Source organism: Chryseobacterium sp. JJR-5R, assembly GCF_034047335.1.
In the GTDB taxonomy this organism is placed as follows: Bacteria; Bacteroidota; Bacteroidia; order Flavobacteriales; family Weeksellaceae; genus Chryseobacterium.
In genome coordinates, this window is the sequence record NZ_CP139137.1 from 3,723,956 (window position 1) to 3,739,651 (window position 15,696).

A 15,696-nucleotide genomic window follows, 5' to 3' on the forward strand; every position below is an offset into this window, starting at 1 on the left:
GAATTACCCAAGGCTTTGATTATCATTACATTAAAATATATTATTTCTTAATGAATTTTACACTTTGAGAAACTGCACCATCTTTAATGGTAATAATATAAGTACCTTTTACCAATTCAGCCACTCTTACCTGATTATTCTCAATGGTTCCGCCTTTTACCAATTGGCCAACTGCATTGTAAATTTCAAATTTAGCTTTGTTTGAAACTTTGGTAATGTTCAGGACATCACTGGCAGGATTCGGATATACTGCAAATGTATCTTTATCCTTTACTTCTCCTGTTGCCAAAACCAAAGCAGGAATAACTTTGAAAGTTCTGGTCTGAGAATCTTCGTAATTATTTCCGGAAACCACTACAGCTCCTGTTGAATTTAATATTCTGTAAGATCCGCCTTCTTCATAAATACCATCTCCGAATTCATCATAGATTGTGAAAGTATAGCAATCGTTAACCGGAAGTGTCCAGTTTTGAGAAATCAAAGCAGGCCATGATACCGTTGCATCCGGATACCCTCCTCCGCTATATAAAGTAGTACCTGCACTGTTTTTCAAATCCCAGGAAACTTCTGATCCGTACTGATCAAGTTGTAATTGGAAAGTAAAGCTTGTGTTTGATACAGGAACGGAATTCCCGATAATTACAGTTGATGAATTATTTCCTGCTCTCTGATCTGCTGCTCCATTTACAGAAATGATCTGAGCAGCGATACTTCCCTGGGAAGCACCTGTAGGAATACTGATCATCGCATATTTATCCTGCGCTAAGTTTCCTGTCCAGTTCATTGTCTGAGAAGCGCCTCCATTTGCAGAATAAGAAATCACAGCTGATGTTAATGCACTTGTCCCTCTGTTATACAGCATATACTGTACAGTAACGTTTGATACAGCACCACATGATGTCTCGCTGCAGCTTCTTTCTCCTTTTAATTCTGCATCATTGGCAAATAAAGGAATTGCCTGGTCAGCTGTTGAGGTCTTCAGCTCCATTCTTCTTGGAGAATTATTCATAACCGCTGTAATCCTGTCTTTTTGATTAATGGTAAAGATATTCATACATGTATCATTGGTATAGTCCATATAGTTTTGAACCATTTCGAAAACTGCAGGGTTATCACAGCTTGGTATCGTAGTATTACAAGTATAGTTGTCTTCATGAGCGGTAGGCGTATCGGCACAATAATCGTTCCCGCACGCAGCATCTCCCCAGATATGTCTTAACCCCAGGAAATGACCGACTTCATGGGTCATCGTCCTGCCTTTGTCATAAGGAGCACTTAAGAAGAAACCAGTACCATAATCACTGCTTCCGAACGTTGAAAAGTTTGCTACCACTCCATCAGTATCAGCATATCCCCCATTAGCATCCAAGCCCGGCAATCCAGAACTTGAAGGGAACTGAGCATATCCTAATAAGCTGGAATCAGCAAAGTTTACGCTCCACATATTCATGTATTTTGTAGGGTCCCAGATCGTAACTGGTTTTACATAATCATCAATAGCTGTCATAGCCCATGATGTCTGGCAAAGATTTACACGATCAATACCATCTGTAGGGTTGCCTTTAGGATCTACTTTTGCCAATGCAAACTGGATCATGGTATCTGCACCTACAGGATTTGAGTTGAAGCCCGGAGTTGATGCCATTCTTCTAAAATCATTATTCATCACGCTAATCTGTGACTTCACCTGATTATCCGTGATATTCGGGGCTGAACCTAATACTTGGCCGCTATGGATCACGTGAACCACAACAGGAATGGTGATAATACCTCCGTTTTGAGATTTATTAGCTTTCGCATTGGCAATTAGGGGAGCGATCCACGCTTCAAACTGAGCATCATTCATTCTTCTTGGATCATTTTTCTGTAACAATGCCTCATATTCAGTAGAAGCACATCTAATGACCCCGTTCATCTTTTTTAAATCCTCTATCGTATATTTTTTGCCAAAGACAATTTTGTCCTGAGCACCTTTCTTCTGTGCAAAAACAGAGCAGAAAAGCATCACAAAAAACAAAAGAGTTAATTTAAAAGTAATTTTACAATTCATAAAGCGTATCTTTAAATTATTTTTGCAAATATATTAGTTATTTGCATATTCTTTGAATGTAATTTCAATAAAATCAGAATTTTTATTAAAAAAAACCAAAATGAAAACAAACCTTATCGTATTAATATTATTAAGTATAGCAAATACCAACTGCACTTCTCAACAAAAAACACAAAAAATTGAAAATAACTTAACCAATTATCAAAAAATAAATCAAATCGATAAGATAGAACTAAAAGAACAGACCAGAGGTACAAACAGGTCTGTTATCTTCAATGCCGGCTCAGTAATGACTTCTTTAAATGAAAATATTTCACAATCCGATCTTTCATCCTCAGAATGGGGAAATATAGTAAAACAGGCAGGCTTAATTGACCTTTCCAAAATAGCATCTTACGAATCTTCTACAACCGGAAGGTTTTCAGACAGGGCATTAGCATCTACTATCATTATTACATCCAACGGAAAAACTTATCAGTCAGCTGCTTTCGATGCAGGAATTCCCCCGAAAGAACTGGAGGGATTATACCGGTTATTAAAAAGCAAAACAGGAAGTACGAGAAGAGGCGAAACTAAAATCCGTTAAAACTTGTATGCAATATTCCACGCGAACCCCATATTGAATTTGGAAGAGCTTTTGCCGAATCCAGGAACAATCATGGGCTGAATTTCATCCTGTTTTGTTGTCGCAACCATGTATCTCGGCTGGAGATTGACATCGATGAAAAAGTCGGACTCAAATAACTGAACCCGTCCCCCGATGGTGCCTTCCAGCCAGTAAGAAGACTGCGTGGATGAAGGAAATGCTATGGAAGAACTGCTTCCGCCAAACCCGCGGACCGGCACAGCCCTGTATTCCTGTGTATAAAACGAACCTCCGATTTTTCCGCCTCCGTAAAAGCCATTGAACTCATTTTCAGGATCTTTTGCCAGCATATAAAATGCACCCAGCTTCACGAAAGGGCCGCTGGCTTTTGCATCATAGCTGTTTTTCTGATAAACATTAGACTCAAAACCGGCTTCAACAATACCGTGGAGGTTGTCTTTGATTTTTGAAGATATAAATGCCTGGTACAGTTTGCGGTCCGAAAAAAAAGAAACACCTGCATTGAGAATGTCCCCGCCCACCATAAAATTAGGCTCATACTTCCATTTTTCTTTTTTTGCCCCCTTGTTGTTATTGTTATCCTGAGCAAAGCTCAGTATAAATACCGTACTAAAAAAGAAGGTAAAAATTCGTTTTGTCTTCATTCTCTATAAAATTTTGTCCGGGTTCTATGCTTCTTACCGGTGTAGCAGTTGCGGGATCCAGCACGGGATCTAAATTTTCATATGTTTTCTTGATGCCGCATCCCGGGGAAACATAAATGGATTTAGTTGTATAATTGACCCTGATTTTTGATTCAGTTCCGTTGTTTGAAGTCCTGAAATAAATATCCGTAAAAGGAGAATCGTCTACCCGTAAAGGAATCACCCTTGATTTAATAGCAGTCTGTTTTCCGAGCTGCACTTTTCCGGAGCCATAGTCTACGGCTACATAAAGTGAATCCAGTGTTCTTTCTTTCCCCGTTTCAAAATTCCTGAAAGATACTTTCATGCGGGGCGTCCCTTCTCCGCTTTCACAGATATCATCATCGCCGCCACATGAAAAAAGGAGGCTTAAGAAACAGACTGCAAGGAGAAATTTAAAATATTTCATAATAAAATCTGATGAATTCAAATGTATATAAATTATTTTTTAATCAGTAAAGCAATGTTTTCCACATGATGCGTCTGCGGAAACATGTCTACCGGTAGGATTTTCACTACTGTGTAATGTTCCTTCATTAATGCCAGATCCCTAGCCTGGGTTGCCGAATTGCAGCTTACGTAAACCACTTTTTCCGGGGCCAGTTTCAGGATCTGCTCCACCACCTTCTGATGCATCCCGTCTCTTGGCGGATCCGTAATCAGAACATCTGCTTTGGGATGGTTGGCAAGGAATTCATCATTGAAAATATCCTTCATATCTCCGCAGTAGAAAGTAGTATTCTTAAGGCCGTTCAGTTCTGCATGTTCTATTGCCGCATCAATGGCTTCCTGCACGGATTCAATCCCGATGACCTGTTTTGCATTTCTCGCCACATATTGCGCAATCGTACCGGTACCTGTATATAAATCATACACTACTTCTTCACCTTTCAGATCAGCAAATTCCAGTGTCTTCCTGTATAATTCAAGAGCCTGCCTGTAATTCGTCTGGAAAAATGATTTCGGCCCGATTTTAAATTTCAGTCCATCCATTTCCTCCATCAGAAAGCCTTCCCCGAAATATACATTGATATTCAGATCGTAAATTGAATCATTCGGTTTGGAATTGATGGCATATACCAGTGTTTTGATTTGCGGAAACGTCTCCAACAGGAACTCGAAAAGTTTTTCCCTGTTTTCCTTTTCTTCCCTGTACAGCTGGAAAAGCACCATCCACTCCCCTTTTGAATTCTGTCTCATCATTAAAGTCCTTAAAAAACCTTCATGATTTCTGACATCAAAAAATTCCAGTCCGTTTTTTACAGCATATTCTTTTACTGCCAGACGGATGGTATTTGAAGGCTCTTCCTGAAGAAAACATTCTTTAAGATCGAGAATTTTGCTCCACATACCCGGAATATGGAAACCCAGCGCATCCCGGTTACCGAAATTTTCTTCAGAACTTATTTCATACTGGGTAAGCCATCTTGCGTTGGAAAAGGAAAATTCCATCTTGTTTCTGTAGAAGTACTGCTCTTCGGATCCCAAAATAGGAACAGTCTCAAAATTATCAATTCCGCCGATTCTTTTGATGTTGTTATATACTTCTTCCTGTTTGAAATCCAGCTGCTTCTCATAGCTCATATTCTGCCATTTGCAGCCTCCGCACACACCGAAATGAATACATTTTGGGTCTACCCGGTAAGGTGATTTCTCAAGCAGGTCAACCGCTTCCCCTTCATAGTATTTGGATTTTGCTTTTTTAACCCTTACGTTGACAACATCTCCCGGAATGGCTCCTGAAACCATAACAGTTTTTCCTTCCTCCGTACGCCCTATGGCAACTCCCTTTGAACCCGCGTTCAAAAGTTTTATATTTTCAAGAATGAGATTCTTTTTCTTTTTCATCCGTAATCTTCTGTTTGCATGATGGTTTTTTAAATCCCATCAATAGTTCTGTTTTTATCAGCGAAAAACCAGCTGATTTATTTTGCAAAAATACAATAAAAAAAACCTTATCCGAAGACAAGGTTTTTATATGTACTCAATTTAAATTAGTTTGTCTGGGCCGGTTGAGCATTTGCAGGTGCCGTTGCCTGCTGCTGCGCGGCTGCAGGATCCATTTCCATCATACCCGGTTGCTGTAACTGGACATTAGGATTTACTTTAGGAGCAGAAAGTCCTGTCTGCTTATCCAGAACGGTCACCAATTCAGGATCTCCAAGGTTAAAGAATGGCTTGCTTGCAATTTTTCCGTCTTTATCTACGATCACGAAACATGGCAATTTGAAACCGTAAATACCATATTTCTTAGCAATATCGGAATTTAACCCACCGTCAGCATATACATTTGCTCCGTTTATCCCTTTTAGTAAAGAATTGCTTGTTTTGGTAAACTGCTCTTTGGTATCATCAACATTAACAAAAACGAAGTTCATTTTAGACTTATAAAAATTAACTATTTCTTTCAATACAGGAATGGTAGCTTCCCCGATATAAGGATTCCACGAAGCATAGAAAGTTAACAGATAAGGTTTTCCTTTGTTATCAGAAAGATTATAAGATTTTCCGTCTGCCTTTACCAATGCAGCTTCAGGAGCCTGTTCCCCTATTTTGAAACCGTTGATGGCAAACTGGATTTTTTTCAAGTCTTCCTTGATCTCAGCATCCTTAATATCCGTATCGATAATTTTCTTAATTTTCTCACTCGTCTTTTCAGGAGAACCCGGATGGATATCCGACTGTGCCATTACAAAGGCCAGTAAATAATCTTTAGCAGTCTGCGAAAGGTCTTTCTGGTTCTTCTTCAGGTATTCTGAAAATAATTCTGATGTGGTGATGTCTTTTTTCCCTGCGCTGTTGGCCTGGGCATATTTCTGGAAATCAGGACTCATCTTCGCTAAAAGATATTGTCTGTAGTAAGGGTTTTCCTTTACCATTACTTCTTTGTTTTCCTGAAGTTTGTTTTCAAAATCAGTAAAAGCTTTTGTTACTTTAAAAGAAGGATTGCCCATTTGCTTATGGCTCATGTCATACTGATTCATGATGGTGAGTAAAGTACTGGCAAGGTCATTTTTCTTCCATTTTACAATTTCATCATCCGGATTGAATTTTTTAACATTTTCTTCGATGTTTTTATCAACATCAGCCTGAACTTTTTCTATTCCTTTTAAAAATGTTTTTTCATCCTTCATCAGAAGCTCATTCATGTTAACCGTCTGAGCATAGTTGGTAAGGTACTTTTGGGTAGCCGTAAAGAAATCATTATTATTTTTGGCATCGCCAGTAATCACGTATTCAGAAGGAAACGTCATTCCGTTACCTGAGATTTCAAGCTTCTGCCCTCCTTTCAAATAAATTAGGTTTTGTTTTCCGCCATAAGACATTACGTACATTCCGCTTTTGGGAGCTTCAAAACTTCCTGCAAAGGTTCCGTCTTTGTTGACACCGATATTGATTAATGGTAAAGTGGCTACTCCTGAAGCCTCAATAAACTCAATTCTCTCCAGTGGAGAACCGCCTGTAATTTTTCCTTTTACTTCAACTTTTTTAGAGCAAGACATCGCAAAAACAGCGATGATAAACAATAAAAGATATTTTTTCATTTTAGATTTTATAATTACGCAAAAATAAGTTTTTCAATAAACTTAATACAATTAAATACGGTTTTTATGAAAGATTTAACTAAAAAAATCGCCATCCGGTAAGGAGACGATTTTTATTTATATCAAATCAATTTTTATGCTTTGTCAGCCAGCGCCACGATATACTCACGGTTCATTCTGGCGATGTTTTCAAGGGAAATGCCTTTCGGACATTCCACTTCACAGGCACCGGTATTGGAACAGTTTCCGAAACCTTCTTCGTCCATAGCCGTTACCATATTCAGCACTCTTCGCTTTGCCTCTACCCTTCCCTGAGGTAAAAGGGCAAACTGGGAAACTTTAGCTCCTACAAACAGCATGGCAGATCCGTTTTTACACGATGCTACGCATGCACCGCAGCTGATACATGCCGCAGCATCCATTGCTTTGTCTGCATCTTCTTTGGGAACCGGAATAGCATTGGCATCCAGTGTATTTCCTGAAGTATTTACGGAAATAAATCCGCCGGCAGCCATAATCCTGTCAAATGCGCTTCTGTCTACGATCAAGTCTTTGATTACCGGGAACGCAGCACTTCTCCAAGGTTCAATAACGATGGTTTCACCGTCTTTGAACATTCTCATGTGAAGCTGGCAGGTTGTAATCCCTGTATCAGGGCCATGAGCCCTACCGTTGATATAAAGTGAACACATCCCGCAGATCCCTTCACGACAGTCATGGTCGAAAGCGATCGGCTCCTTTCCTTCGTTGATAAGATTTTCGTTAAGGACGTCCAACATTTCCAAGAATGAAGAATCTGTAGAAACATCCGATATTTTATAAGTCTCAAACTGACCTTTAGATTTATTATTTTTTTGTCTCCAAATTTTCAGCGTAAGATGTAAGCCTTTTTTTGCACTCATAATATTGTATTTATAGGTTGGAGATTATTTTGTTGGTTTGTCCGCATTTTCAAATTTCATATCTGAACTTAAAACCGTAATTTTATTAGCATTTCTGCTTTTCAACTCATTATACTTCTCCATTGCTTTCGCAATATTTTCAGTTTTTGTATCCTGTGATGGCTGATATAGTATTTTGGTATCATTTTTAATCACCTGATAAAAAGTTTTTTTATCTCTGAATTCTGTTGGCTTTAAAGCTTTCAGGCTGACACTGGCAATGAAAGCTCCCATTTGCCCTTCTGCGTTCAGTACATATACAGAATTAGGTTCTAAATTAGCTTCAACATAATCTCTGTTTTCCGAAACTGCCCAGAATAAATGTTCGCCCGGTTCGCATTCATAGACTAGGTATTTTCCGCTTGGAATAGCTCCTAAAAATTTATCTTTATCATAAACTCTGAAGTTAAGCAGCATACCCGCCCCTGTTTTCAGGATATATACTAAAGATTTTCCTTCAGTGGGTTTATCAATCGATTGAGTAGTTACCTTTTGAGCGAAAATGGTAGAAAATCCTGAGAAAACTACAAAAAACAACAGTACTTTTTTTAAATACTCCATATCTATTATTTGTAGCTTCTCGTTTTCACCTCAATGTTGTCATAGATCAGGTCTTCTTTATGCAACACTTCCGTATTTATATCATTCCCTTGGTATTCCCAGATTCCAACATATTTGAAGTTCACGTCGTCTCTTTCAGCTTCACCGTCCGGAGTAGAATGGTCTTCACGGAAATGGCCTCCGCAGGATTCATTCCTGTGCAAGGCATCAATTGCCATCAATTGGCCCAATTCCAGGAAGTCTGCTACCCTGAAGGCTTTTTCAAGCTCCGTATTCATGCCGTCATTATCACCGGGCACTTTTACATTTTTCCAGAAGTCGGTTCTTACGGCTTCAATTTCTCTGATGGCTTCTCTCAGTCCTTCAGGCGTTCTTCCCATCCCTACTTTATTCCACATAATGTGTCCTAACTGCTTATGGAAATGGTCTACTGAATGGGTACCTTTATTATTTAAGAAGAAATCAACTTTTTCTTTAATTGCTTTTTCAGCTTCATCAAATGATGCCGAAGTGGTAGGAACCGTTCCTGTTCTGATATCTGCAGAAAGGTAATCTGCAATGGTATAAGGAAGCACGAAATATCCGTCAGCAAGACCCTGCATCAAAGCAGAAGCTCCGAGTCGGTTCGCACCGTGATCTGAGAAATTGGCTTCCCCGATCACAAAACATCCCGGAATGGTAGACTGAAGGTTATAATCCACCCAAACGCCACCCATTGTGTAGTGAACCGCAGGATAAATTTTCATCGGTGTTTTGTAAGGATCATCCGCCGTAATCTTCTCATACATTACGAACAGGTTACCGTACTTTTCTTCTACCCAGCTTTTACCAAGATCATAAAGCTGTTGGTCTGTAGGGTTAGTGATATGTTTTTCAATAGCGGATTCTCTACCTTTTTTCATGATCTCCGTTGAGAAATCAAGGTAAACCCCTTCCTGGGTATCATTACTTTCAATTCCGAAACCAGAGTCGCATCTTTCCTTGGCTGCTCTTGAAGCAACGTCCCTGGGAACAAGGTTACCGAATGCAGGATATCTTCTCTCCAGATAATAATCCCTGTCTTCTTCTTTGATATTTTCAGGTCTCAGCTTGCCTTCTCTGATTGCTACAGAATCTTCAACTTTCTTAGGAACCCAGATTCTTCCGGAGTTTCTTAAAGATTCGGACATCAGCGTCAGTTTGGACTGCTGTGTTCCGTGAACCGGAATACACGTCGGGTGAATCTGTACGTAACAAGGATTTGCAAAGTAAGCTCCTTTTTTATGGATTTTCCATGCTGCGGAAACATTGGATCCCATGGCATTGGTAGAAAGGAAATATACGTTTCCATATCCTCCGGAAGCAATAACGACAGCGTGTGCGGAATGTCTTTCAATTTCACCCGTCACCAGGTTCCTTGCGATAATTCCTCTTGCTTTTCCGTCAACGATAACAAGATCCATCATTTCATGACGGTTGTACATTTTGATCCTTCCTTTACCGATCTGGCGGCTCATGGCAGAATAAGCACCTAACAGTAACTGCTGTCCGGTCTGCCCTTTTGCGTAGAACGTTCTTTTTACCTGAACCCCACCGAATGAACGGTTATCCAGCTGACCTCCGTATTCTCTTCCGAAAGGAACACCCTGAGCGACACACTGGTCAATAATATTGGCAGAAACTTCAGCCAGTCTGTATACGTTGGCCTCTCTTGCCCTGTAATCTCCCCCTTTGATCGTATCGTAAAACAATCTGTAAGTAGAGTCACCGTCTCCCTGATAATTCTTGGCGGCATTAATACCTCCCTGAGCGGCAATAGAATGTGCTCTTCTCGGAGAATCCTGATAACAGAATGCCTTTACATTATATCCCTGCTCAGCCAGGGTAGCTGCTGCAGAACCTCCTGCCAAGCCTGTACCCACAACAATAATATCAATCTTGTCTCTGTTGTTAGGGGCAACAAGGTTCATATGGTCTTTATGATTTTTCCACTTATCCTTTAAAGGACCTGCCGGAATTTTTGAATCTAATTTACTCATAATTATTATAGTGATATTATTGAGTTACAAAATGATAAACCGCGATAAAAATAAAACCTGCCGGAATCAGGATAGAATACCATTTTCCAAATGCTTTGATTACCGGAGTATATTTCGGATGCCTCGCCCCGATTGACTGGAATGAAGACTGGAAACCGTGAGCTAAGTGCAATCCTAAAAGAATAAAAGAAATTACATAGATAATCACCCTCCAGGCATCTTCAAACTTTGCATGAAGGTCTCCCCAGAAACGTGATTCCTCAACCGGCAATCCGTCTACATATTTGTAATTCATCTCGTGAAACCAGAAGTCATACATATGAAGAAAAATAAAAGCCAGGACCACACCGCCGGAAATAATCATGTTTCTTGACATCCAGCTGGAATTGTGAGAAGGATTGTTTGACTCATATTTAACAGGACGCGCTTTTTGGTTTTTAATTTCCAAAACAAACCCCATCACGAAATGGAAAATAACAGCAAATACCAGAACCGGCTGCATTACAAATTGAATAAGTGGGTTATACCCCATAAACTGCGAAGCATTATTGTAAGCATCCTCACCAACAACCGACAAAAGGTTTACAGTAAGGTGCATCACCAGAAATATCAGCAAAAAAATTGCCGACAATGCCATAGCATACTTTCTACCTATCGTAGAACTTGTTAAACCTGCCATATAAGTTTAAATTTGATTTTCTACAAAATTAAGAAATGTTAACTACAACAAAAAGTGAGAAATCTCACATAAAGCCAGTTTGTAATGTTTCTAAATAAGAATACACAGTGTTTTAAATAAAGAAAAAATAAAAATCTGTACTTTAATTTAGAGAATATGTTTTGCCGTTATATACAACACCTTTTGCGGAGGCCGGAAGATATCTGACCTCAACATTTCTCAGCCTGCGTGAAGCTCTGTAAGGATTAATGATAAATTGTACTATTTTCTGCCGGTCGGTGCTTTCCGTAATCCAGAAACACGCTTTATCCCCTTTCTTTACGGACAGTATTTTGTTTTTTGAAAATTCGTGAACCAGGATTTCCGTTTTCTGGTTTTCATAGAGGGTGAAGCCGGTCCTCAAGATAAAAAAAGCAAGAACAGCCATCAGCAGCCTGGCAGAATTCCTGAAGTTTAAATGCAGAACTACAAACCTTAGCAGGTAAATAATGATCAGCAGGGATACAACCTCAGTCAGGTTCATTGAAATATTCTCGAAAAATACCGTATCAAAACCGGCAAACCAATGGATTACTTTCAGCAGCACCTGAATGATAAAATCGTAAACCGTATTGATTAAATGAAAATCAAGACCCACGGCTATGAGGGCTGTCATGGCAAAAGACAGGACAATAATTATTTCTGAAAACGGAACAATAAAAAAATTGGCAATAATTGATATCAGTGAAAACTGGTGGAAATAATACAGAACCAAAGGAAGCGTTGCCAGCTGTGCAGACAGTGAAATAGAAACGGTATTGAATACTATTTTCTTAAACCAGTGATCCTGTTTCGGGAAACATTTCAGTATCGGCCGGTTCAGCCAGAAGATTCCGAGAACAGCCAGAAAGCTCAATTGAAATCCCACATCAAAAACCTGCTGTGTATCAAAAATCAGAATAATAAATGCCGAAAGCGACAGAGAATGCAGCAGGTCAGGCTTGCGCTGAAGCATAACATACACAAAATAAACCGTAATCATGATGCCCGAACGTACAACTGAACTTCCAAAACCAATAAATGCCGTAAAAAGCCATATAAAAACCAGGCTTGAAATAATGGCATATTTCCTGAACCTTAAGGGTAAAATTTTAGTAAGCATCAAATAAAACAATCCGAAAATCACCACGATATGCGTTCCGGAGATTGCCAGGAAATGTACCAATCCGGACCTGTTGAAATCCTGAACAGTCTGGGCATCAATTTCCGTACGGTCCGCAAGGATAATGCCTTTTAAAAATTCCCGTGATACCGGAGATATTTCTGTTTTATCAATGTTCTGCAGCACCTCTGCCCTTCTCTGAGAAAATTTTTCATTCAGGCTTAAATCATTTCTTTTGGCGTATATCACGGTACCATTGATGTAACACTGATAATCAATATTTTTGCGTTTGAGATATTTTGCATAGTCGAACTGGAAATCATATCGGGGAGACCGTGGTTTCGACAGATAAGCCTGTGTTTTATAATAATAATTAAAGTCCAATGGCTTTTCGCTTTTCGGAACATACAAAACCGCATTGAAATATTCTTTCCCAGCCTGTACTGCCGCTTCATATTTCCTGTTCTTTTCATTTGAATTGAGCTTCCTGGAAATCCTGAAAACAATGGTTTTATCCTGAGCAGGAAGATCACCCTGAACAATAAAAGAAGAATTGTAAAAATGCAGGATAATCCCTATTCCGAAGAACATGCATCCCAGCAGATAAGGTTTTATCTTATAGACTGTGTAAGGCTTCAGGAAAGTAGAGATTAAAACAGCCAGGCAAAACCCGATAATGCAGAAAACATTATTTTTATCCAGGAAAAACCAGTCCTGAAATAAAATCCCGAGGATAAAACAAAAAACGAGAATAAGAAGCGGCTGTTTATTCAATTTCAAAATTTGTGGTATCCAAAAATATCTATTTGAATAATAATTCACAAATCAATGTTTTAAATTTTCAAAAACCACGTCACATTCATTCCCAAAAAGAAAAATCGCAGAAAAAATTCCTACGATTATTTATAAATGATTAAATTTTTAAGCTTTCAAAATGATCTCAGCTGCGTTTTCACTCGCTCCCTTACCGCCAAGCTTTTCCCTTAACCGTTCATAATCTTTTAAAACCTCGAAACGTCTTTCAGTTTCCAGAATCTTTTTTAATTCGCTTACCAGATTACTTGTATTCAATTCATTCTGAATAAGCTCTTTCACCACTTCACGGTCCATAATCAGGTTTACCAGGGAAATGTATTTGATATTTTTAACCAGACGTTTGGCGATGGCATAAGAAATCCTGCTTCCGCGGTAGCAGACCACTTCAGGGACATTCAGTAAAGCAGTTTCCAAAGTTGCCGTTCCGGACGTTACCAGGGCTGCTTTTGAACACCTCAGCAGATCATAGGTTTTATTGGATACAAAATGGACATTGTCATCAGTATATTTTTCATAGAAATCTTTCAGAAGGCCGGGTGCACCGGCAATAACAAACTGATATTCTTTAAAGTAAGGCCTTACAGACAGCATGATCTCCAGCATTTTTTCGACTTCCTGTTTCCGGGATCCCGGCAGCAAAGCGATAATTTCCTTCTCATTTAAATCATTGTCTGCTTTAAAATAATCGGTTTCAATATCTTCAAGGGTCGAAATAGCATCCAGCAGCGGATGGCCTACAAAATGCGAATGAACGCCGTGCTTATTGTAGAAATCTTTTTCAAAAGGAAGGATCACCATCATTTCATGCACATATTTCTTAATGATTTCCACCCTGCTCTCTTTCCAAGCCCAGAGCTGTGGAGAGATATAATACACTATTCTTATTCCCAGTTCCCTGGCAAATTTTGCAATTCTCAGGTTAAATCCGGGATAATCAACCAAAATCAAAACATCCGGCCGGTGGTTTCTTATGTCTTCCTTACAGAATTTAATATTATTCAGAATTGTCTTCAGGTTCATGGCTACTTCCAGAAACCCCATAAAGGCAAGATCCCGGTAATGCTTTACCAGAGTTCCGCCCTGTGCAGCCATAAGGTCGCCACCCCAGAACCTGAACTCAGCATTCGGATCTTTCTGCTTTAAAGCTTTCATTAAATTGCTCCCGTGAAGGTCTCCGGAAGCTTCTCCTGCAATAATATAATATTTCATTATTTTGAAATCTTTTATTTGTTTTCTGCCAACCTGAACTTCACTTATTCTCCTTGGAAATTATTAATTATGGGAGGTTTCTATGACAGGAATAGAGAACAAAATAAGACGCTTTACCATCTTAATTTGTAAATTTGTTCAAAGATAATGATAAAAAATGTCAGAAGAATTTGAAATACGGAATAAAATTGCAGAAAGCGGCCTTATCAATTTTGACCTCACCGACCTGGTTCCGAAAGGCATAAGAAAAGGTATTGACCTGAAGGATTTTCTTTTTATGGAAATGATTCTAAAAGAAAAGGATTTCCGTGAAAAAGTAGCGGTAATTGATGTGGAAGAGTACAGGGATGCTTATGTCTATATTTACAATTCCGCAGATGCCATCGTCCCGCTCTGGGCATATTTTTTAATCACGGCAAAACTTACGGGCGTCACGAAAAAGATTGTTTTCGGGAACCGTGAAGATCTGGAAGTACTTTTAATGCACAATGCCGTTCAGAACCATGACTTTGAAGAAATGAGAGGAAAACGGGTACTGGTAAAAGGCTGTTCAGACAAGGAAATCCCTGAGAATGCGTATATTGAACTCGTGGAACAGCTGCAGCCCATTGTTAAGTCACTGATGTTCGGTGAAGCATGTTCCAATGTCCCGATCCTTAAAAATTAGGCATCGGAAAGCAGTAAACATTATTGAAAAAATTTAGGGAATATTTTTTGCTTGGCTTAGTGTATTTTAAATCCAAATAAACACAGACTATGAGTTTAATCGATCTACTTACCGGAAATACAGGAAGCCAGGTGGCTGATAAAGCCGGACAGAAATTCGGGATCAGCAAAAACCAGATTATTGCTTTACTTGCAGTGGCAGCACCGCTGATCATCTCTTATTTACGTAAAAAATCACAGGATTCCAAAGAAGCAGAATCCCTGAATAATGCACTTGATAAAGATCATGACGGAAGTATTCTGGATGATGTTTCCCAGGCAGATGCGCGGCAGGATGAAGGCGGGTCTATTCTGAATCACATATTCGGAAGTGACAAACAGAATGTGGAAAATAAGCTTTCCCAGAATACAGGAATTTCCATTGATAAGATCGGGCCTGTTTTATCGATGCTTGCCCCAATCATTATGGGATACATCGGCCGGGAAAAACAGCAGAACAATGTAGGAGCGGGAGGTTTGGGAGACCTTCTGGGAGGAATTTTAGGAGGTGCACAAAATCAGGCGCAGCAACAGTCCAGTCCGTTAAATGACATTTTAGGAAGCGTCCTCGGTAAAAATGATTCTCAGTCATCAGGCAGCGGAAGTCCATTAAATGATATTCTGGGGAATATTTTAGGCAGAGGAGATCAGAAAAAACAGCAAAGCGGAGGCGGATTGGGGGATATTCTCGGAAGTTTTCTGGGTGGGAAATAATTTAATTTAATTTTGTTATATAAAAAA

Annotated in this window: 14 protein-coding genes; 3 read left to right on the forward strand and 11 right to left on the reverse strand. The window is 39.3% G+C overall.

All coding sequences use genetic code 11. The features are described 5' to 3' along the window. Nucleotides 1-40 precede the first annotated feature (40 nt). On the reverse strand, nucleotides 41-2,050 hold the full coding sequence (locus SD427_RS16415) for a M43 family zinc metalloprotease (protein ID WP_320558862.1): 2,010 nt from the start codon (nucleotides 2,048-2,050) through the stop codon (nucleotides 41-43). 100 nt (nucleotides 2,051-2,150) lie between these two features. Between SD427_RS16415 and SD427_RS16420 the strand changes: the two genes are divergently transcribed. Next, nucleotides 2,151-2,636, forward strand: coding sequence for a hypothetical protein (locus SD427_RS16420; RefSeq protein WP_320558863.1), 486 nt, complete (start codon nucleotides 2,151-2,153; stop codon nucleotides 2,634-2,636). On the opposite strand, the gene SD427_RS16425 is transcribed toward SD427_RS16420, so the two are convergent. The 10 genes from SD427_RS16425 to lpxB form a co-directional block, all read right to left on the reverse strand. Beyond that, on the reverse strand, nucleotides 2,633-3,301 hold the full coding sequence (locus tag SD427_RS16425) for a DUF6048 family protein (RefSeq protein ID WP_320558864.1): 669 nt from the start codon (nucleotides 3,299-3,301) through the stop codon (nucleotides 2,633-2,635). The genes SD427_RS16420 and SD427_RS16425 overlap by 4 nt on opposite strands. Then, complete coding sequence (locus SD427_RS16430) at nucleotides 3,267-3,749, reverse strand: DUF6452 family protein (protein WP_320558865.1); 483 nt, start codon at nucleotides 3,747-3,749, stop codon at nucleotides 3,267-3,269. The genes SD427_RS16425 and SD427_RS16430 overlap by 35 nt, the downstream gene beginning before the upstream one ends. Nucleotides 3,750-3,781: 32 nt before the next feature. Beyond that, nucleotides 3,782-5,188, reverse strand: coding sequence for a 23S rRNA (uracil(1939)-C(5))-methyltransferase RlmD (gene rlmD / locus SD427_RS16435; protein WP_320558866.1), 1,407 nt, complete (start codon nucleotides 5,186-5,188; stop codon nucleotides 3,782-3,784). Between the two features lie 146 nt (nucleotides 5,189-5,334). Further along, the gene (locus tag SD427_RS16440) at nucleotides 5,335-6,885 is read right to left on the reverse strand and encodes a TlpA disulfide reductase family protein (RefSeq protein WP_320558867.1); all 1,551 of its coding nucleotides are present in this window, start codon (nucleotides 6,883-6,885) and stop codon (nucleotides 5,335-5,337) included. Nucleotides 6,886-7,019: 134 nt separating this feature from the next. Continuing rightward, the gene (locus tag SD427_RS16445; protein WP_320558868.1) at nucleotides 7,020-7,787 is read right to left on the reverse strand and encodes a succinate dehydrogenase/fumarate reductase iron-sulfur subunit; all 768 of its coding nucleotides are present in this window, start codon (nucleotides 7,785-7,787) and stop codon (nucleotides 7,020-7,022) included. A 24-nt stretch (nucleotides 7,788-7,811) separates the two neighbouring features. Further along, entirely contained in the window at nucleotides 7,812-8,387 is a 576-nt protein-coding gene (locus SD427_RS16450; RefSeq protein WP_320558869.1) for a hypothetical protein, read from the reverse strand. 5 nt (nucleotides 8,388-8,392) lie between these two features. Next, nucleotides 8,393-10,405, reverse strand: coding sequence for a fumarate reductase/succinate dehydrogenase flavoprotein subunit (locus SD427_RS16455; protein ID WP_320558870.1), 2,013 nt, complete (start codon nucleotides 10,403-10,405; stop codon nucleotides 8,393-8,395). A 16-nt stretch (nucleotides 10,406-10,421) separates the two neighbouring features. Further along, nucleotides 10,422-11,084, reverse strand: a complete 663-nt coding sequence (locus SD427_RS16460; protein ID WP_320558871.1) for a succinate dehydrogenase cytochrome b subunit — start codon at nucleotides 11,082-11,084, stop codon at nucleotides 10,422-10,424. 142 nt (nucleotides 11,085-11,226) lie between these two features. After that, on the reverse strand, nucleotides 11,227-13,005 hold the full coding sequence (locus SD427_RS16465; RefSeq protein ID WP_320558872.1) for a ComEC/Rec2 family competence protein: 1,779 nt from the start codon (nucleotides 13,003-13,005) through the stop codon (nucleotides 11,227-11,229). Between the two features lie 141 nt (nucleotides 13,006-13,146). Next, entirely contained in the window at nucleotides 13,147-14,250 is a 1,104-nt protein-coding gene (gene lpxB, locus SD427_RS16470) for a lipid-A-disaccharide synthase (RefSeq protein ID WP_320558873.1), read from the reverse strand. 157 nt (nucleotides 14,251-14,407) lie between these two features. On the opposite strand from lpxB, the gene SD427_RS16475 reads away from it, so the two are divergent. Continuing rightward, nucleotides 14,408-14,917, forward strand: a complete 510-nt coding sequence (locus SD427_RS16475; RefSeq protein WP_320558874.1) for a DUF2480 family protein — start codon at nucleotides 14,408-14,410, stop codon at nucleotides 14,915-14,917. An 89-nt stretch (nucleotides 14,918-15,006) separates the two neighbouring features. Beyond that, a complete protein-coding gene (locus SD427_RS16480; RefSeq protein ID WP_320558875.1) occupies nucleotides 15,007-15,669 on the forward strand; it encodes a DUF937 domain-containing protein in 663 nt (220 codons plus the stop codon). The last annotated feature ends 27 nt before the right edge of the window (nucleotides 15,670-15,696 follow it).